A 19,444-nucleotide genomic window follows, 5' to 3' on the forward strand; every position below is an offset into this window, starting at 1 on the left:
CAAGTAAGTGACAGTCACTTTTGAAGTGACTGTCACATTGATGCACACTTTTTACCTATGATCCTTCCAACATAAATTTACGGAAAAATGCAAAACAGTGAATTGTGTGCCGCAGTTTAACCCACTCAGCAACAATAAACCATCGCGTCCTCCCGGCAAAAGTGGTAACATACGCGCAAATTCGTAAACCCAACCCAAACTTGAAGGAACAACCGTATGCGACTGATTGTAGATGAACGGCCGCTCCCCTACGAACCCGGTGACTCTCTGCTGATCGCCATGCTGCGGGCAGGCATTCAGCCGACGGGAGGTGGTTGTTTGTGTCTGGGCGGCGACTGCAACAACTGCCTGGCCACGGTGGATGGCGTGAGCTATGTGCGTACCTGCCAAACGGCCGCCAAACCCGGCACAGTCATACAGCGTCATCATCTGCAAAAGTACCCGCCGCTGCCAGAGGAAGATCGCGCCAAACCCGCTGTGCCAGCCCGCAATCTGTTTTGCGATGTGGTTGTCATCGGCGGGGGCGCGTCAGGGCAGGCGGCTTCTGCCTCGGCCGCAGCCGCTGGCAAGCGCGTGATTGTGCTGGAAGCGGCCAACGGGCAGGAAGCCATTGGCATTTACGCCGGGCCACTGGTGGTGGCTCGCGCCGAGACGGAAACGCTGCATGTTCACGCCCACGACGAAATCATCGTGGCCACGGGCGCGGCAGAGATCATGCCCATCGTGCCAGGGTCTGACCTGGCAGGCTTGCTCACCAGCCGCGCCGCCGAGAAGCTGGCGCAGGCAGGTCTCGATTTGGGGCGCGTGGTGGCCGTTGGTACACCGCCCACGGGCATCGCGTGCGAGGTGGCAGTCGGTGAGCTGCTGCGCTTTGAGGGAACAAACGGCCGTCTCCACACCGTCATCACCCAAACCGAAGACGGGCAAGAACACAGGTATGAATGCGATACGGCCGTTCTCGGACTCGGCCTGCATCCCCGCAATGCCCTGCTGCGGATGGGACACGATTTGCCCGTGCGCGCCGTCGGCGATGCCGCCCGCAACTCCGACATCCCCACCTGCCCCAGCGAGGGGATGGTTTGCCCCTGTGAAGGCGTCTCCGTCGCTGCTTTAGAAGCGGTTTGGGAGCAGGGCTTCCACGAGATGGAGCTGGTCAAGCGGGCCACGCTGGCCGGAACCGGCACCTGCCAGGGGTCGGTTTGCCTGCCATATTTACGCAGTTTTTTGCTGAAAAAGGGGAAAACGCTCCAACCATCGTTCACGGCGCGCCCCGTCTCCCGGCAGCTCACCATCGGCGAGGTGTCGGCGGGCGCACACCATCACGCCATGGCCCGCACCGCGCTGGACGCAGAACATCGTCGCCTGGGGGCGCAGATGGAGCGCAGCGGCGGCTGGTGGCGACCCTGGACTTACGGCGACCCGGACGGCGAATATTGGGCCGTGCGCGAAGCGGTCTCCATCATGGACGTAAGCACGCTGGGCAAGATGATCATCTCCGGCCCCGATGCGCTGCCATTTTTAGAGCGGATGTACCCCACGAAGGTTGCCACGATTAAGGACGGCCGTTCCCGCTACGCCCTCCTGCTCAATGAACGGGGCTACGTCTTCGACGACGGCATGATTTGCAAAGAGAGCGACACGCGCTACACGCTTACCTTCACCAGCGGAGGCGTGAGTCATTCGGAGATGTGGCTGCGCGATTGGGCAGCCAGTTGGGGGATGGACGTGCGCATCTTGCACCAAACCATGTCTTTGGGCGCAATTAACGTGACGGGGCCACTGGCCAAAAAGCTGCTGGCAAAAGCGGGGCTAGAAAATCCACCCGGCTGGCTAGGCCACCGAAAAGCAGAGGTAGCTGGCGTGCCTTGCCAGATTTTCCGTCTTAGCTTTACGGGCGAGCTGTCTTACGAACTGCACCATCCCGCCGAACAGTCGGTGGCGCTATGGCGCACGCTGCTGGAACTGGGGCAAGAATTTGGCATACGGCCGCACGGCCTGGAAACGCTCCTCCGCCTGCGCCTGGAAAAAGGACACATCATCGTCGGGCAAGACACCGATTTTGACTCGACGGCGCGGCGTATCCACCACAATTGGGCGGTGAAGCTGGACAAGCCCGAATTCATTGGCCGCCATGCCGTAGGCCGCACCAACAAAATTGAGCTAGATAAAATGCTGGTGGGTCTGGAGATGCCAGACGGCCCCGCTCCCATCGAGGGCGCGGTGATGTGGCACGAGGGCGACTTTGCCGGGCATGTGACCTCCAGCACCTACTCCCCCGTGCTGGGCAAGGTGGTGATGCTGGGGTGGCTTTACTATTTTGATGGCATTTTACCAGAAGAGGTGACGATAGACGGCCGTCCCGCCCGCCGCGTTCCCGTTCCCTTTTACGACAAGGAGGCCACCCGTGCCAGAGCTTAAACGCATCGCCGCCACGCGCATCGTGGCCACACCCCACGCGCTAGACAGTGCCGATATTCCGCAAAGCTCTCTGGCGCTCCGCTTTGCCGCCGACGAGCTATTTATCACCCCACCGCTGCAAGATGAGACGATTATCACGGCGCACGATCCACATGCTATTCTCGTCCGCGAGGGGGGCTTTGCTGGCACGTGGCTGCCCGCTGCCGAAGCCGCAGCATTTTTAGCGCATAGCTGTGAGTGGGAAATTCCGAACGGCCGTCCCACATTTGCTCAGGGGGCAATAGCAGGCATCCCCGCCAAGCTGTGGCTGGACGACGACCAGGTGCTGTTCATCGTCCCCGCCCCCTACGCCGCCGAATTCGCCGAACGAATGGAAGCTAATAATGAATGAATTCCAAGAAAAATTAGTCAACTTCAAATGGGTCGAGCCAAAGAAAAGCTACGATGTGATCATCGTTGGCGGCGGTGGGCATGGGCTGGCGACGGCTTACTATTTGGCCACGCGCCACAACATCACCAACGTGGCCGTGCTGGAGCGCAAATATATCGGCGGGGGCAACTCTGGCCGTAACACCACCGTTATCCGCTCCAACTACGGCATCCCGGAAGCCGTGCGCTTTTACCAGCACAGCGTGGAGCTTTACCAAACACTGGAGGCGGAAACCGAGCGGTGGATCATGCACAAGCAGAAGGGCATTTTGTGGATGACGCACAGCGAGACGGGCATCCGTGCCGAAAAAGCCCGCGCCGCCCTTAATACTGCTTTTGGCGCCAAAACAATGTTTGTCACCCCCAAAGAGATTCAGGAAATCGCCCCGGAAGTTGATTTAACGGGCGGCGGCGTGTGGCCCGTAATGGGCGGCTCCTACCATCCCGAAGCGGCTACGGCGCGGCACGATCGCGTCAATTGGGCGTTGGCCGAGGGCGCGATGAAGCGGGGCGTGCATATTCACCAACGAACGGCCGTTACCAATCTCATCAAATCCGGTGACCGCGTTATTGGGGTAGAAACCAACAAAGGCCCCATACACGCCAACATCGTCATGAGTGCAGTTGGTGGGCATGTTACTAGCCTGGCGGCGATGGCTGGGTTGCGTCTGCCCATTCGCACCCATCCACTGCAAGCCTTTGTCACCAACCATTACGAGCGCACCTTCCACCCCATCGTCGCCTCCACCAGCCTGTTGACTTATGTGTCGCAAACCGCCCGGGGCGAAATGCTCATTGGGGCAGAGATTGATCGCCAGCCGAGCTACTCCTACCGTTCTGGCCATCACTTTTTGCAAACGTGCGCCCATCGCGCCATGACCATGCTGCCCTTTTTGCGCCAGCTACGCATCCTGCGCCAATGGACCGGCATCTGCGACATGAGCCCGGATTATTCGCCCATCATGGGCTTCACAGGAGTGGATGGCTTTGTTATCACCACGGGTTGGGGCACCTGGGGCTTCAAGGCCATCCCCGCAGGTGGCGAGCAGATGGCCCAACTCATCGCCACAGGCAAAACGCCAGAACTGATCGCCCCGTTCACGCTAGACCGCTTCGCCAAAGACCGCACCATGGCCGATCGCGGCTCGGCGGGAACGCATTGAGCGAGTAGGTGAGTCTGCAAGTGGCGAGTAGATTCAAAAACTTGCCTACTGGCAAACTCGCCAACTTGCTTACGGAGAAAAAAATGAGCATCCAAATTCCCTGCCCACATTGCGGCGAACGGCCGCTTGAAGAGTTTGCCTACGGTGAGGTGTTCGACGTGCCGAAGAGCATCACTGACCCAGACGAGCGGGATATTGACCGGGCATTTATGCTAAACAACCCAGAAGGCCCGCAGCGCGAGGCGTGGTTCCACACCTATGGCTGCCGCCGCTGGGTCTACCTCCACCGCGACACCTGCACTGACGAAGTGCTATCTGAAAATTAAGTGATTTTGAAATTTTTTTGGGGCACAGAGATTCACGGAGTCAACACGGAGTTACACAGGGAAATTCAAACCCTCTGTGTTCATAAATTAGCAACCTAAAGAAAACGGCCGTTCCACCACTCTATTTTTTACAACAGAGGAGGAGGATGGCAGAACGGCCGTGATCCGCCCTCAACTTCTCAAGGATTCCTCAACCCGATCTAGCCATTCGTGAACCAGCAAATTAAAAACGGCCGCTTGTTCCAGATGGGCGGCGTGTCCGGCGCGATCCAGCGTGATGTAGGTGGCGCGGGGATAGGTTTTAGCCAGATCGCCTGCTTCTTCGTAGCCAATGACGGCATCATGCCTGCCTGTAAAAATCAGCACGGGTTTCTCAAACGGTTCAGGCAGATCGTCTACTGCAAAGGGAAATTTGTAATTTTCGCCAATTCGCGCCAAGGTCACCTGGTCAGCCCTTTGCAGGCCACCCAAAATTTCGCCAAGACGATCTATGACGGCCGTATCATGCGCCACCACCAGCGGCGCAAAGCGGTCTACCAGCGGCTGGGGGTATTGGTTGAAGCGGGCTGTGTCATGGCCAAAGATACGCGGCTCTGGTAGCTGGATATCCTCACCGGGCGTTACCGCTGGCACGAGTAGCATCAGGCCAGCCACCTGCGCCATGCGCTTGTACAAAATGCCCCTGGCAATGTAGCCACCGTAAGAAAAGCCTGCGATGAGAAACGGCCGTTCCCCCACTAAACTGTCCATAAATTGCAGAAGCACGTCCACCACATCGTCGTTGCCCATCAGCCAGCTACCGCCGCTGGTTCGTCCCATCCCCGGCAAATCCACGTAAATGCGCCGATAACCAGTTCGCTCGCTAAAAATTGGCTCAAATGCCCCCACCATCGCCTCATGATCGGTGGGACGGCCGTGCAGCAGCAAAATCGGCACCCCCTCACCCTCCACACGATAATGCAACGACAAATCTTTTAGGTGAAATTTCATTCCTGCCTCCTGCGTAAATCACAATTTCGCGGCTCAATACTCTGTTACAGAAGTTTCTTAAAGATGTCATTCCGAACCCGTTCGGCTTCGCTCAGGGCAGGCTGAAGTGAGGAATCTTTCTACCACACAAAGATGAAAGATTCCTCGTTGCACTCGGAATGACATTTATTGTATTTACTATATACAATTAAAGCAAGTACTAATTTATTCGTTTTTTCCACTACGATAAATTGTATTTTGTGGGCAAGGGAGCTATACTTTGGCACATGAACAAGCGAAAATACAATCAGGTGTGCGCTTTATCGGCCTCGTTAGACCTCATTGGGGAACGCTGGACGCTAATGATTATTCGGGAGCTTATTTTTGGGGAACGACGCTACACTGATATTTTGCGCGGCACGCCGGGGTTGGGAACCAACTTATTAGCACAGCGGTTGAAGGAGCTGGAAGCCGCAAATCTGATTCAACAGCGCAAACTGCCTCCTCCGGCCGCCTCCTCGGTGTATGAATTGACGGAATACGGCCGTCTCAGCCTCATCCCCATCATCCGCGCCCTCACCAATCTGGGCGTGGCGTTCCTACGCTACCCCCCAGACGAAGACCAGTTTGTCCCTGCCAGCTCCACAATGGGCGCATTGAGCAAATTCTTCAAGCGGGAAGCCGTGAGCAGCTACAGTGGCGCGGTTGAGTTCCGCACCCAGCAGGATGTGTTCCACTGTGCCATCGAAAACGGGCAAATGACGGCGCTTGGCTTTGGCAGTTGGCCGCAGGCGGAGCTGGTATTGCTGGCAGAAACGGCCGTTTATATGGGTCTCATCGTCGGCTACATCACCGTCGCAGATGCGTTGGCCAATGAGGAACTACAAATTCAACAAGGCATGGTTGAGCAGGCTACCACTTTTTTCGACCAATTTGCTGCTGAATTTGAGCCGATGTGAATTTCTATTGCGTATTTCGTATTGCGTATCAGCCTTCTACGCAATACGAAATACGCAATATTTTTAGGGTTTCCCCTCCCCTAGCTGCTCAATTTCCCATGACAGGTTACGCACTACGGCCGTATCCCCCCACGCCCGCATTTGCTCCGTAAAGTAAAACGGTGAGCGCGCCAGGAATTTTTGCAGGACGGCCGTTCGCCCCACCATATACGCCTCATCCGGCACAAAACTGTACTCCTGCCGAATCGCTTGAGCATAGGCGTCGTACTGGGCAGGCAGTGCGCTCAAGATAGCTAAATCTGCGTCTAGCATTACCCACACGTCCGGGTTGGCAACGGCCGTTTCGTGTGTTTTTGTCGCTAAAATGAGGTCACGCACTTTGGTCAGCAGCGCGTCTGGCACGCCCAGTGGTGGCAAAACGCGTTCGGCGTAAGCGGCACTTTCCGCTTCATTGTCGCTGCGGCGCGGGTCGTACACCACATCATGAAACCAGATGGCAAGCTGAACGGCCGTAAAATCCCCAGCCAAATCCTGCAACTGCGTCGCCACATCTAGCGCGTGTTCGATGTGCTGAAGGTTGTGGTAAAAACGTCCGTCTGCCCCATATGCCGCCGCCAAACCGAGCCAAACTTCCTCAGCAGCAGCTTCAATTCCCAAACCTTGAGCGAACGCCAACCAGCGCGATTTCATCCCTCCGCGTCCTCTGCGGTAAAAAATTACGCGCCGCGCGCGGCCTTTGCTTGGGCAATCACATCTTCAATTTGTGGCAGATGCCCTTGCTCATGCGCCAACCCAAGAATGTAACGGCCGTACGCATCAATCTCGCCCACCGACGCCCAGGGCGTTACCTTGTTGTCCAAATACGGTTCATCTGGCCACATATCCAGGCTGGCCAGCCGCATCCGGCGGCTTTCTTCTAGTCGTTGGCGGCATTGTGCGATGGTTTTCACGGTTTCCCAGGGGACTTCACTGCGGGAACGGCCGTCTCTAACCACCCCCCGCGCCATCTCTGCCGCCAACGCTGCCCCCTCTTCCGAAGAAGCCGTGACATGCACAACCAGATGCCCCAAATTCCAGGCCAAATCGGTGTCTGCCTTGTCCTCAGCATAGGGATCGTCGGCATTAGAGTCAATCGGCTCAAAAACCACATCCGCATCCGTGCAATCTGCCAGCAAACCAAGCTGGTAATCAATAATTTCATTTGTCAACGCGCGCAAATCGGCCACCGTTAAATCAGCCGCCAACTCCGCGTAACTCACCTCTTTATTCCGAACTGGGGTAAAATCTAGCATCAATTCATATCCTTTGTCTTCAAGTTTCCAAAAAAACATGCGATTTCTTGAAGAAATCGCATGTTCAAATTGTACCACTCAACCTATTCCTAAACGTAGGGAAAGCTACAAAATCCTTATTGACAGCTCACGTTATCCACAAATTGCCAGGTGTCTGGGTTGTTAGAGCCACCACCCTCTGGCCAAACGGCTATATCGCCAATGAACAACACTTGCGACATCATCCCAAAGGGATTGCCCAATGAGCCCATTTCTGCCGAAGCATCAATTTGCAGTTCGACAACCCATTGGCCAGTCTGCTCACCAATTTCGGCCGTCCAGTTGCTGCTGCTGTAATTGGTGTCCCAAGCGTTGCCATCGCTGTTAGAGCCAATGCCAGCCTGCACCTGTGCCGTACCGTCTCGCACCACAAAGAAGAAGCGATCGGCCGTATCCGGATCACCTTGGTTTCCCGTCGTGTCAAAGTAGAGACGCATAGCGTCCGACTGATCCACAGTCGGATCGTTAATGAGGAATGCCAAATAGAGATTTGTGGCATCCCGGGTAAAGTAAACCTGCACCAAATCACTGCTGTTGTCGGGCGGGAAGAACTCAATAAGCGGGGTACTTGTCCATTCGGCAGGATTAAAGATGCCGTCAATGGTTGGTGGCGTAACAATGCAGCTTAGTTGCGGGTTCGGCAGCGGCGTGTTGGTGGCCGTGGGGGTAATTGTGGGCGTGTTGGTGGCCGTCGGCGATTGCGTTGGCGTGGGTGAACTGGTTGGCGTTGCCGTGTTGGTGGGTGTAGACGACGGTGGCGGTGTGTTCGTCAGCGTGGGGGTGTGGGTAGATGTTGGCGTTGTGGAGGGCTGCGGCGTGTTGGAAGGCGTAAACGTAACGGTTGGGGTGGACGGGGTCGCAGTAGCAGATGGTGTCTCTGTCACGATAGGTGTTGCTAATGGATCCGTATTCAGGATGGTTTCAACACCATCTAGAACCCCATCTCCATCTGTATCTGGATTTTTAGGATCTGTCCCTAAATCAATCTCTTCACCATCTAAAAGCCCATCAGAATCTGTATCAGGCTGAAGCGGCTCGGTTCCATATGTTAGAGACTCATCTCCATCGTTAAGGCCATCCCCGTCGGTGTCGGGATTGTTCGGGTCTGTTTGCACGATGTTGATTTCTTGAGCATTGCTCAACCCATCTCCATCGGCATCCCCTTCAATGGCAGCCGTGGCGGCGATGGCCGTCACTGTTTGGAAATTGTTACCAGCAACGGCCGTTTCCGTCCCTGCCACATCCACAGTCACCGTTGCCGTCGCGCCACTCGTGCGTCCAAAAAAGCCATTGTCGCCAAAAACCAATGCCAAAAAGCCAATGAAGCAAGCAAACGTCACGATGAAAATAAAGGCGTACATCAGCCAAGGCGGAATGGTAGACCCCGCCTGCGCTTCGCCAGACATCGTTTGCCGTCCACCAGCGGCCGAAGCCACTGCCACTTCAAAAGGATGCAGTTCACCACTGCCCAGCCAGCTAGCCCGTTCTGCCTCTAGTGCCAGCTCCACATTGGCCACCTGCCCTGGTTGCAGCCGAATGCGGCCACGCTCTCCTTTAAAGCGCAAGCTGCTCTGCCGATCCCGTGCCACCACGCTGAAATCGCCCGGCGCATTGCCCGTGTTGTGCACCGACACCGTCACGCTACCCGGCAATCGCACCTGGTTTGGCTGCATGTTGGCTTCAAAAGCCACAAATGTGCCAATGATAAGTGAGGCAGATGTGCCGGTCTTCACAGTGGGATGCTGCTGAGAAACCAGCTCAATGCGGAACCGCTGCCGTCCAGTGGGGGTGCTGCGGTGCTTGGGCGGCCGTATGGTAATGTCAAGCTGAATCGTCTCGCCGGCTGGCAAATCACGGAACTCGCCCGGCGGCATCGCCCAATTGCCCGGCAATCCTTGAACGCGCACGCTCACCCGGTCATCCACCGGGCTGCGGTTGACCACTTCCACCTTAAACTGCACCTGCTGGCCTGGGTCCACCGTAATTTGGTCGGTGGGTAAGAAAAGCCCCAGCGGTTCGGCAGTGGCAATTTGGGTGGGGGTCATTTGCGGGGTCGTGCCGCCGAGGGACGGCCGTTCCTGCTGATACGTTGGCGCCTCTTGCTCAAAAACGGCAATCTCTGGCCCTTGCAGCGTGAGCTCATACGGCCCAATGCGAATGCGCGAACCGGGCGCAACCGGCGTGGGATCTTCGGCCCGTAGGCGACGATCATTCAAAAAGGTGCCGTTGATGCCGCCCAAATCCACTAGTTCCCAACCCAGTGCCGTGGCTTGCAGCCGTGAATGGTGGCGCGAAACGCCCTCAGCGGGCAGTACAATCTCGTTATCGGCGTGGCGACCCAGCGTAATGACCGATTGCGTTAGCGGTACGGTGCTGGCGGGATGCCCCGGCGTGTTGATAATAAGTTCATGCCCCGGCGGAGGCTCGGCCACGCGCTCCAAAATGTTCATCTCTTCACGCAACATCACCTGCGTGGGCGCACCTTCCAGAGCCACCATCGCGCTACGCAAACCATCGGCCATCTCGGCCCCATCAGCGTACCGATCATCTGGCTCTTTGGCTAGCGAACGCACCAAAATGGTATCAATGATGGCCGGAATATCGCTGCGGATTTCGCGGGCGGGAGTGGGCATTTCGCCACGAGAATGCACGGCAATAGCATCTGACAAGGTTTTGAATTCAAACGGCAGGCGATTGGTGAATAGTTCGTACAACACCACACCGAGCCCGTACAAATCGGCACGGCCGTCTAATGGGTCTCCCTTGCACTGCTCTGGGGACATATAGGTAGGCGTGCCTAAAGTGGTGCCGCTTTGGGTCAGTCGAGAGCCTTCTTGCAGCTTCACCAGGCCAAAGTCGGTGAGCAGGGCGCGGAATGGCTGTTCGTCTGGCTCGTCGGGGCGGTTGAGCCGCTTGAGCATGATGTTGCCCGGCTTGATGTCTCGATGCACAATGCCACGCCGGTAAGCGTAGTCGAGGGCTTCGGCAATTTGGGCACCAATTTGCAGGCTTTGGGCCAGCGGCAAAAATTTACGCATCCGCTGCAGCCGCCGCAAATGGTCACGCAAGCTGCCGCCGTTCACAAATTCCATGGCGATGAACAGACCTTCGGGGGAGTCGCCAAAGTCGTAAATTTGCACAACGGAGGGATGGTCTAGCTGGGCAGCAGTGCGGGCTTCTTGGATAAGGCGTTTGCGGAACTCTTCTTGCCGGGCAAAGTGGGCGTGCATCAGCTTAAGTGCCACCTGGCGATCCAGGTTCACATCATAGGCGCGGTAAACGGTGCCCATGCCGCCATCGCCAAGCAAGGATTCTAGCCGGTAACGGCCGTTTATTGTGTGACCGATCAGCGTGTTAGACATCTTCCCTCCACCTGCAAAATGGCGCGTGCAGTCCGCACAAATAACGCTACGTCAGCTTCCTGAATCCAGTAATGTGTCACGGCTCGAAAACGACGGGAATAGCCATCAGACAGCCAAATATTGGCCTCGTCGCGCAGCCGCCGAACAAACTGTTTTGGAGTCACAGGGGCCGATTCGGCCAGCTCAAAATAGAGCATATTGGTCTTGACCAGCTCTGGTTGCACAATCAGGCTGGGCATTTCTGCCAGCCTCTCAGCCAGCATTTTGGCGTGAGCATGGTCATCAGCCAGTCGCTCTACCATCTCGGTGAGGGCCACAATGCCCGCAGCCGCCATCACGCCAGCCTGCCGCATCGCCCCGCCCACCAGCTTGCGAGCACGGCGGGCCTGTTGAATGAATTCTGCCGAGCCGCACAGCACGGAGCCAACCGGGGCGCACAGCCCTTTGCTCAAACAAAAGGTAACAGAATCAACGTGCTGGGTAATTTCTTTGGGATTCAGGTTTAGCGCAACGGCCGCATTAAACAAACGTGCCCCGTCCATGTGCACAATCAACCCGTTTTGGTCTGCAATGTGGCGAATTTGCTGGAAATAGTCCGGTTCGATGGGATAGCCGCCTTTGGCTCCGTAGCTATTTTCTACCAAAATGAGGCGATTGTTGGGGTAGTGGGGGTCATCAGGGTAAACGGCCGCTTCGACAGCTGCTAAATCCATACGGCCGTACAGATCAGTCGGCAGCGGGTTCGGCACGATGCCGCCCAGCACCGCCATGCCACCCGCTTCGGCGCGAAAGGTGTGAGAATCGTTGCCCACAGTGGCGCCGTCGCCGCGACGGCCGTGTGCCAAAATAGCCGCTAGATTGCCCATCGTGCCGCTGGCCACAAATAGCCCGGCTTCCTTACCTACCATCTCAGCAGCTAACGCTTCCAGCTTGTTGACGGTAGGGTCTTCGCCATACACATCATCCCCGATAGGCGCATTGGCCATCGCTTGGCGCATGGCTGGGGTGGGCCAGCTAACCGTGTCGGAGCGAAAGTCAATCCTGTCCATGCGTGAAGTTTACGTAATATTGCAATTTTAGCAAACAGCAGACGAGTTGTGGCAAGAAAAAACGGCCGCTTCCCAAATGTGTAGAAAACGGCCGTCAGCAAACTTTCGGCAGCAGCGGCTAAAGGTTAATCGCCAGAAGCTGTCGCTTGACTCGAAATACGTTGGTTCCGCACGCGACCCGTAAACAAGCCAACCAATCGCATAATGAGCCAAATAATCCCCGCCAGCACAAAGACTAGCAAATATTCTACAACCGGAATCCGTATGATCTCACTCACATTAGCCCACCCCCGGCTGCTGTAAACAATCACAACTCCTGCAATGTATGCCGCAATAAATCCCCAGCGCCAATACTTGTTGAAGCCCAAGCCATACATTTGCGTTACCACAAATAATGCGGCAAAACCAAAGAAAAACATGGGCCATATCGTGTTGGTTTGCACGGCAACAAGCGTTCCGTGTACCAAAACAGAAAATTCCAGCATAAATGTCCACCATTTATTCAGGTGTGCACGAGTGAACATCAAGCTACCCTGCACCATCAGAAAAAAGGTGTAAATAAAGCCTAATAAGTGACCCAGCGTAGATTCCATGGGGTGGTACCAAAAGGTGTAAATGACCGCCCAAGTAAAAATATAACCATGATACTTTCTGGCAACACGAGCAGATTCCTTAAGAAAACCAATTTTCTTACCAAAGAAAAGACCTCGGCGTTGGTTTTCCATTAGCAAAACCATGACGAGCATCAGAATAACCGACCCTTGAGAGCTTACTATGGATACGTCTTGTGCTAAACCATCATAGAAGAAAATAGTCTGAAACAGATGTACCATAATGAAAAGAGCGTTTACACCTAGTGCTATCACGTTAAAACCGTGAAGGCCACTTGTGTATTTTGCTTTGTTCTTTTGAGCGTAGTAGATGAGTCCCCACATAGCTACCTGATGCAGCAAATAGCCCCCCCAGGCGGTTGCGCGTGTCCAAAAGGTCGGCTCAGGGAGCTTCCAATAATAATGTTCAAACCCTGTATCTGGTAGAAAATCTACTTGGGGCAAAGCACCACGTAACAGCCAGATTAGGCCAGTAAATAGGAAGCTAAAAATGACCCCAGCCCATAAGGCTTTGGAACTAGTCATCACTTTAGTTTCAGTTGTTTTTTTATTTGATTGTACGTTTGTAGTCACAAACTTGCTCCTTACCAAGTGAACAATTGCTTTCGTTTGTTTTGGTATTGTCAATATATTACAATACTGTCTATGTTTTGTAAAGCAATTGGCACAAAAAGAGTGTAGAAAACCAGAAGTTCAACTTTTGTTAAAAGTTGAACTTCTTCAGTGATGCTGTGGTAGACACAAATACTGTTTACAGTTTTAGGGGAATGCCCGGCTGCTGGAATAAGTCGTGCGGGGCAGAAGCTGGCACTAAAAGGCGCAGCGCACCCGGCTTGAGGGTGCAAGTAATGGGCGTATAGCCACTCGGTTCACCATCAGTTTGGCAAGGCATGGTAGGCGTGGTGTGAATGGTGATGGAACGGCCGTACACCATTTCCATCCCCGGATAATCCCGCCGCCCAGCCTTCATCAGTGCCCCATACTGAAACATTTTGTAAATGCGCTCCCCCTGGAAGAGCCACACTTCAAATAAACCATCATCCAGCTTGGCCTGTGGACTCAAGGTGATACCTCCACCTGCATACAGGCGACAGTTGCTAACCAGCGCCAACAAATAATGATCTTTGAAGAGACGGCCGTCTATCTCCACCCTGGCTTCTACGGCAGGCACTTTGCGGCTGAGGGCAATGCCTTGCAGCATGTAGCCCACCCGCCCTAGCTTTTTGGACCATTTGGGGCGCGGCTCGATATGTTCCACCAAATAGCCATCTGCCCCCGCCCCGGACCACAACAGCCAGTAACGGCCGTTTCCCTTGCCGTTGGTTGTGTAGCCTAGATCCATGCGGTGAATACGGCCGTTTAGCAATAAGCTGGCTCCCTTGAGCAACTGATGCCGCCCCCGAAACAGCGGCAGTGGCATATTTAGCTCCCGCGCAAAGGAGTTGGCCGTTCCTACCGGCAATGGTGCCATCGCCGTGTCTGTACCGGCTAACCCATTGGCAACCTCCCCCAGAGTGCCGTCGCCACCCGCAGCAAAAACGAGCTGCTCACCAGCGGCAGCGGCTTGTTGGGCTAATTCAGTTGCGTGTCCGGGGGCTTGGGTTGGCTGGATGTTGACGCGCCAGCCACGCGCCTGCCACAGGTCAGCGACCAAGGCCATCGGCGCTGCTAAATTGGCGGGCCCAGCTAGAGGATTGTATATCAGGGTCGCTTGCGCCGGTCTCTTCACACTTCAGCCAGTAGTAAAATAATTTTTCCGCCAATACGTTCGGCGGCGTATCGGTTGTATCTAAAATAAGATGCTCACCCACCACAGGTTCCTGAGCTTCTACCATCCATTTATACACAGACCAATCCGCATCTGACAAATCGGATTCTCGCCGCTGGCCGCTGTTCCGCCGAAAAAGCCGCTCCCGGATAGTTTCCTGCGCCGCCTGCACGTAGCAAACAGCCACCGGTGCCCCAGCCCGATTGCCGATCTTCAGCAAATGTTCACGGCGGGCCGCCAGATAGTTGGAGCCGTCAAAAATGACCCGCTGCCCTTCGCGCAGACGAGACTCGATAATGGCGTAACAGACTTCATAAACAAGCATCATCTCAGCGGCCGTATAGGTTGGCTGATTGCGTAAATGGAGGCGGATACCGTCTGTGCTTACCACAACAAAGGGCATAAATTGAGCCAACCCCTCAACCACAGATGATTTTCCGGTGCCGGGCAAGCCAACCATCATCAACAAGCTGCCGCCATCCCGCACAAAGGGAGACTCAGGTAATAAATCGTCAATATCGCTTACGATGCTGTGTAAATACATGAAGGTTATAGACAGAACTGCTTAGAATAAAGAAGTGTGATTTTTCTGTAATTCGCTACATTATAAAGCTTTTTGTGGGTAGCTAAACGATGCCTCAATAGTGAATTGCAACTATTAAGATGATTATTACAGTTATAGAAGCGGGTCTTCATCTTCGACAGCCGAAACAAAATTGGCAATTTCCTGGGCAAGTTGTGCCGGATCGTCTTGTTTTTGTTGAATTTGCGCCTGGGTGAGGTCAATACGGCCGTTCTTACAAAATACTACCAGCGGCAGCACATACTGCACCCCCCGTTCACGGATGGTGTAGTTGCGCTCCGCCTGGATGCCCTTCTCTTTAAGTGTTGCGTACAGCCGATCTACATACGGCTCACCATCTACAAACAGATCATTTATTTCAGTCGCATCCTGAAATCTATCCCAGGTACTGTGCAAAAAAGTAATCCGACGCCAGCGCAAGCTGACGATGGGCTGCGGCAACTTTTGCAACGGCCCAAGCTGCACTTTGTAATACATCTCTTGCGCGCGCGGATGGTCTGGCTGATCTGGAAAGAGCGCCAGGCGCGTGGTTAGCTCGTTGCCAAGCTGCGGCGCAAAATAATGGATGGCCCACTTTTCCTGCCCAAACCGCCGTCCAAAGTAAAAAGCAAAATATTCCGCATGAAGCCCTTTAGGTGCGTGCTTCTGAGGAATTCGATACCATCCGCTGGTTTGTATAATTTCAAAGTCTGCTGACTGTGGCACATACACAACCAAGACGTGATCTTCTGGATACATAAGCCTGAACTCTACGAGTTGACGTGACACAAGTTTAGTAGAGAAAGTTGAATTTTGCCAAAGCAGGCTAAAGTTCCCGTAGCCAAAACGTTGAGGCAACATAGTTGCACTAAATTAGAGGCATGGCAAAATCAGGCGCATGAACAGTGTGCAAAATCCGCAACGCGCCCGATGGCTTACCTTGTTCTGGCTCCTTTTGGGGTTTGTCGCCCTCCTGTCGGTGGGGGGCTTGCAGCTACGGCACAATTTTCTTACGCGGGGGCTAACTGCTGATCTGCCAGAGCCTATTAACTACGGCGGCGTGCAGCCTGGCCTGAATGTTTACCTGAACCAGTACGACGATGCGGCTCTGGCCGAAAATCTGCAGCAAATTTCTGATTTGGGCATCCAGTTTGTGAAGCAGCCTTTTTATTTCAGCGAGGATTTTGATTGGGAGAAAGCGGATCGGTTAGTTACGGCCGTTTCCCAACACAACCTCACCCTCGTCCCCCTGCTAGACGGCAACCCCGCTGCTGATTTTGCACCGATGGAAACGGCCGTTTTCGCCCAGTTTGCCAACGAATTTGCCCAGCGTTACGGTGACGCCATCCAGTTCTACATCATCTGGGATGAACCTAATCTGGCCAGCCACTGGGGCAATCAGCCACCCAATCCCGACGACTATGGCGCACTCCTGAGCGCCGCTGCCAACGCCATCCGCAGCGCGGACAGCGACGCCGTGATTGTGGCTGCGCCGCTGGCTCCCACCACAGAAACCGGCCCCAACAACCTAGCCGACCACCTTTTCTTGCAACAGCTATACGAAACGGGCGTGGCCGACGCTTTTGACATTGTCGCTGCCAAGCCCTACGGCTTCGACAGTTCGCCAGATGATCGCACTGTGAATAATGAGACACTAAACTTCAGCCGGGTCATTTTGCTGCGGGAGGTGATGACACGCAACGGCGACGGCCGTAAAGCAATTTGGGCAGGCAATTGGGGCTGGAACAGCCTGCCTGCCGCTTGGCCGGGCAATCCTTCCATCTGGGGAGACGTGAGTGCGGCGCAGCAGGCAGATTACACCATCGCCGCCCTGGAACGCGCCCGCCTGGAGTGGCCCTGGCTGGGCGTTGCCTTTTTAGAAAATTGGCAGCCAGATGCCCCAGCCGATGATCCAATTTGGGGCTTTAGCGTGGCTGGGTCAGAAACGGCCGTTGCCCTGCAAAACCACCTCAACACCCAAAACCCAGCGGTTGCCCAGCCCGGCTTCCACCTTGCCCAACCGAACCATCCTGCCCAAATTTACGAAGGCAACTGGGAATTCTCGCCCGAATTTGGTGCAGACATTGGCCAGCAGCCAGACGGTGTGCTGCTGGGCGACAAAGTGACCTTTACCTTTTACGGCACCGATTTGGGGCTGCGAGTGCGCCGCGCCAACTTTCGCGCCCGCTTCTACATCACCATAGATGGACAACCCGCTAACGCCCTGCCCCGCGACGAAAACGGCGCGATGCTCATCCTCACCTCAGCGGTAAAAAGCGACGACTACATCGCCACCGAATGGGTTGCCCGCAACCTGCCGCCCGGCGTACATACTGCCGAAATTGTCGCCTCGCGTGGCTGGGACCAGTGGGCGCTGAACGGTTTCAGCGTGGGCTACCAGCCCGCGGATGCCTGGTATCGCTGGGGAATGGGGATTTTGCTGGGTACGGCCGTTCTCTCATTCATACTGGCTATACGAATTGGATGGCGGGCAGGTTGGCCCGCCTGGTTTCGCCGCCAGCGAGAGCGATTTACCGCTTTGAATGCAAGCTGGCAATTGGGAGTAACGGCCGTTACTGCCGCCCTCGTTTTGCTGGCAGGCTGGTTTACTTGGGCCGAGCAGATGGGCGGCCTCTACCGCCGCCTGGGAGATGGCAGCCAACTGGCCCTAACTGCGGCCGTCGCCTCCATTTATTACGTCACGCCAACATTTTTTATTTACACCACCGCCCTTGTTGTTTTATTCGTACTGCTCTACTGGCGACCTGTTTGGGGATTGGTGCTCATCGCCTTTTGCTTCCCGTTCTACGTGCCACCCCTGCCCAAACCCATCCTCAACTACCGCTTTTCACCGATTGAGGTGTTCACCCTCGTCACCTTCGCCGCCTACGCCTTCAACCGCTTCACCACTTACCTGCAACGCTTCAAACAACACAACCGTTTACCAATTACTGATTACCGAATACTGATCACTGATTACGGCGTCATCGCACTCACAACCATTGCTACCGCCACCCTCTTCTTCACCAACCGCCTGGACGTCGCCAGCAACGAATGGCGCGTGGTCATTTTGGAACCGGCCCTGTTTTACTGGGTGCTGCGCGGAACCAGGCCCAAAGCCAGCGAAATGTGGCGCATCCTGGATGGCTTTGTGCTGGGTGGGTTGGTCGTTGCCGCATATGGCCTGTGGCAAATCGGGTTTGCCCGCGACCAGCTCATCACCGCCGAGGGTGGCCTGCTGCGCCTGAAATCTATCTATGGCTCGCCCAACAATGTCGCGCTTTACCTGGGGCGACTTGTGCCGCTGTTGGGCGCGATGACGCTGCTCGGCAGTAAGCAGGTTCACGGCAAAAGGTGGTGGCTCTATACGGCCGTTCTCATCCCCACCCTGCTGGCCTTTTTGCTCACCTTCAGCAAGGGTGGCTTATTCTTGGGGCTGCCCGCCGCATTTGTGGTTATTTTTTGGCAATGGCAGCGGGTGAATGGCCGTAAAACCTGGCCGTGGCTGCTGGCTTTTGGGGCAACGGGGGTCGCCGGGCTGCTAGCCATCGAGCAAATTCCCGCGTTGGCTGGCCGCCTCAGCCTCACCGGGGAAACAGGCGTCTTTCGCCTAAGCCTGTGGCAAGCCAGCCTCAACATAATCGCTGACCACCCCTGGTTTGGCGTGGGATTAGACAATTTCCTGTATGAATATCGTGGCCGCTACATTTTAGAGTCCGCCTGGCGCGACCCCAATCTGAGCCATCCGCACAACCTCTTTCTGGATTTTGCTACGCGCCTTGGCCTGCCGGGGCTGCTCATTGGGCTGTGGCTTATTGGCACGTTGGCGCGGGTGCTGTGGCAACTGCGCCCGCGCATCTCGGGAGAGTGGCTGCCAGTGGTTGTTGGCCTAGCTGCCGCTTTAGCAGACATGGTATTTCACGGGCTGGTAGATCACAGTTTCTTCCTGGTAGATTTGGCCTTTGCCTTTTATTTGCTGCTGGGAACGGCCGTTTGGCTGCAAGAAAATGCCTTTAGAGACCCATCCGGTTTTCAAGAGTAAACATCTCCATCTCGAATAAACCTGACAGGTCTGCAATTCGAGGAAAATTAGCGTAACTTCCCCAAATGAGCGGTGTTTTTTACTGTGGCACGGGCAGCCTGCTAAACGGCAAGTTCCAAGCGGTAATTGCTTGACAATTCGTGGTGAAAATCTACAATTGCCCCGCCAAATAAAATTGAAACTTTAACCTTGAAGGAGATTAGGATGAGCGATACCCAAGCACAGGTAACCGATATTATTGTTGATTTGTTAGGCGTTGAGGAAGATCAGATTGTTCCAGCAGCACGTTTTCGGGAAGATTTGGAAGCGGATTCGTTGGATTTGGTTGAGCTAATCATGGCTTTTGAAGAAAAGTTTGACGGTGAAATTTCGGACGAAGAAGCACAGAAAATCACCACCGTTGGGGAAGCTGTGAGCTACATTGACACGCACATGCGTGCATAAAAACGTTATTG

General features: G+C 55.0%; 16 protein-coding genes. 7 read left to right on the top strand and 9 right to left on the bottom strand.

What is annotated here, in order from left to right:
• Positions 1-216: 216 nt before the first annotated feature.
• The 4 genes from ACOQPM_RS05395 to ACOQPM_RS05410 all read left to right on the top strand — a co-directional run bounded on the left by ACOQPM_RS05395 (position 217) and on the right by ACOQPM_RS05410 (position 4,336).
• Entirely contained in the window at positions 217-2,418 is a 2,202-nt protein-coding gene (locus ACOQPM_RS05395; RefSeq protein WP_420628206.1) for a glycine cleavage T C-terminal barrel domain-containing protein, read from the top strand.
• Entirely contained in the window at positions 2,405-2,809 is a 405-nt protein-coding gene (locus ACOQPM_RS05400) for a hypothetical protein (RefSeq protein ID WP_420628207.1), read from the top strand. Before ACOQPM_RS05395 ends, ACOQPM_RS05400 begins: the two co-directional genes overlap by 14 nt.
• The gene (locus tag ACOQPM_RS05405) at positions 2,802-4,010 is read left to right on the top strand and encodes an FAD-dependent oxidoreductase (protein WP_420628208.1); all 1,209 of its coding nucleotides are present in this window, start codon (positions 2,802-2,804) and stop codon (positions 4,008-4,010) included. Before ACOQPM_RS05400 ends, ACOQPM_RS05405 begins: the two co-directional genes overlap by 8 nt.
• 83 nt (positions 4,011-4,093) lie before the next feature.
• Positions 4,094-4,336, top strand: coding sequence for a sarcosine oxidase subunit delta (locus tag ACOQPM_RS05410; protein ID WP_420628209.1), 243 nt, complete (start codon positions 4,094-4,096; stop codon positions 4,334-4,336).
• 171 nt (positions 4,337-4,507) lie between these two features.
• Here the strand turns inward: ACOQPM_RS05410 and ACOQPM_RS05415 are convergent, their stop codons facing one another.
• On the bottom strand, positions 4,508-5,326 hold the full coding sequence (locus ACOQPM_RS05415) for an alpha/beta fold hydrolase (protein WP_420628210.1): 819 nt from the start codon (positions 5,324-5,326) through the stop codon (positions 4,508-4,510).
• Between the two features lie 266 nt (positions 5,327-5,592).
• On the opposite strand from ACOQPM_RS05415, the gene ACOQPM_RS05420 reads away from it, so the two are divergent.
• Positions 5,593-6,264 carry a winged helix-turn-helix transcriptional regulator gene (locus ACOQPM_RS05420; RefSeq protein WP_420628211.1) on the top strand — a complete coding sequence of 224 codons (672 nt, stop codon included), beginning with the start codon at positions 5,593-5,595 and terminating at the stop codon, positions 6,262-6,264.
• 63 nt (positions 6,265-6,327) lie between these two features.
• On the opposite strand, the gene ACOQPM_RS05425 is transcribed toward ACOQPM_RS05420, so the two are convergent.
• The 8 genes from ACOQPM_RS05425 to ACOQPM_RS05460 all read right to left on the bottom strand — a co-directional run bounded on the left by ACOQPM_RS05425 (position 6,328) and on the right by ACOQPM_RS05460 (position 15,706).
• Complete coding sequence (locus ACOQPM_RS05425; protein ID WP_420628212.1) at positions 6,328-6,954, bottom strand: hypothetical protein; 627 nt, start codon at positions 6,952-6,954, stop codon at positions 6,328-6,330.
• A 26-nt stretch (positions 6,955-6,980) separates the two neighbouring features.
• Entirely contained in the window at positions 6,981-7,595 is a 615-nt protein-coding gene (locus tag ACOQPM_RS05430; protein ID WP_420628213.1) for a DinB family protein, read from the bottom strand.
• A gap of 77 nt (positions 7,596-7,672) precedes the next feature.
• The gene (locus tag ACOQPM_RS05435; protein ID WP_420628214.1) at positions 7,673-10,957 is read right to left on the bottom strand and encodes a protein kinase domain-containing protein; all 3,285 of its coding nucleotides are present in this window, start codon (positions 10,955-10,957) and stop codon (positions 7,673-7,675) included.
• Positions 10,942-12,006 (bottom strand): low-specificity L-threonine aldolase, encoded by a 1,065-nt coding sequence (gene ltaE / locus ACOQPM_RS05440; RefSeq protein WP_420628215.1) that lies wholly within the window; start codon positions 12,004-12,006, stop codon positions 10,942-10,944. The genes ACOQPM_RS05435 and ltaE overlap by 16 nt, the downstream gene beginning before the upstream one ends.
• Positions 12,007-12,131: 125 nt before the next feature.
• Positions 12,132-13,190, bottom strand: coding sequence for a hypothetical protein (locus ACOQPM_RS05445; protein WP_420628216.1), 1,059 nt, complete (start codon positions 13,188-13,190; stop codon positions 12,132-12,134).
• Positions 13,191-13,368: 178 nt separating this feature from the next.
• Complete coding sequence (locus ACOQPM_RS05450; RefSeq protein WP_420628217.1) at positions 13,369-14,277, bottom strand: diacylglycerol/lipid kinase family protein; 909 nt, start codon at positions 14,275-14,277, stop codon at positions 13,369-13,371.
• Entirely contained in the window at positions 14,261-14,929 is a 669-nt protein-coding gene (locus ACOQPM_RS05455; RefSeq protein ID WP_420628218.1) for an AAA family ATPase, read from the bottom strand. Before ACOQPM_RS05455 ends, ACOQPM_RS05450 begins: the two co-directional genes overlap by 17 nt.
• Positions 14,930-15,061: 132 nt before the next feature.
• Positions 15,062-15,706 (bottom strand): hypothetical protein, encoded by a 645-nt coding sequence (locus tag ACOQPM_RS05460; protein ID WP_420628219.1) that lies wholly within the window; start codon positions 15,704-15,706, stop codon positions 15,062-15,064.
• A gap of 139 nt (positions 15,707-15,845) precedes the next feature.
• Here ACOQPM_RS05460 and ACOQPM_RS05465 point away from each other — a divergent pair, with 139 nt between their 5' ends.
• Together ACOQPM_RS05465 and ACOQPM_RS05470 are read left to right on the top strand one after the other, a co-directional pair.
• A complete protein-coding gene (locus ACOQPM_RS05465; protein WP_420628220.1) occupies positions 15,846-18,989 on the top strand; it encodes an O-antigen ligase family protein in 3,144 nt (1,047 codons plus the stop codon).
• A gap of 204 nt (positions 18,990-19,193) precedes the next feature.
• The gene (locus ACOQPM_RS05470) at positions 19,194-19,433 is read left to right on the top strand and encodes an acyl carrier protein (RefSeq protein ID WP_420628221.1); all 240 of its coding nucleotides are present in this window, start codon (positions 19,194-19,196) and stop codon (positions 19,431-19,433) included.
• Positions 19,434-19,444: the final 11 nt, after the last annotated feature.

Origin of the sequence: Candidatus Leptofilum sp. (assembly GCF_965223525.1) — a bacterium.
Taxonomy (GTDB): domain Bacteria; phylum Chloroflexota; class Anaerolineae; order Promineifilales; family Promineifilaceae; genus Leptofilum.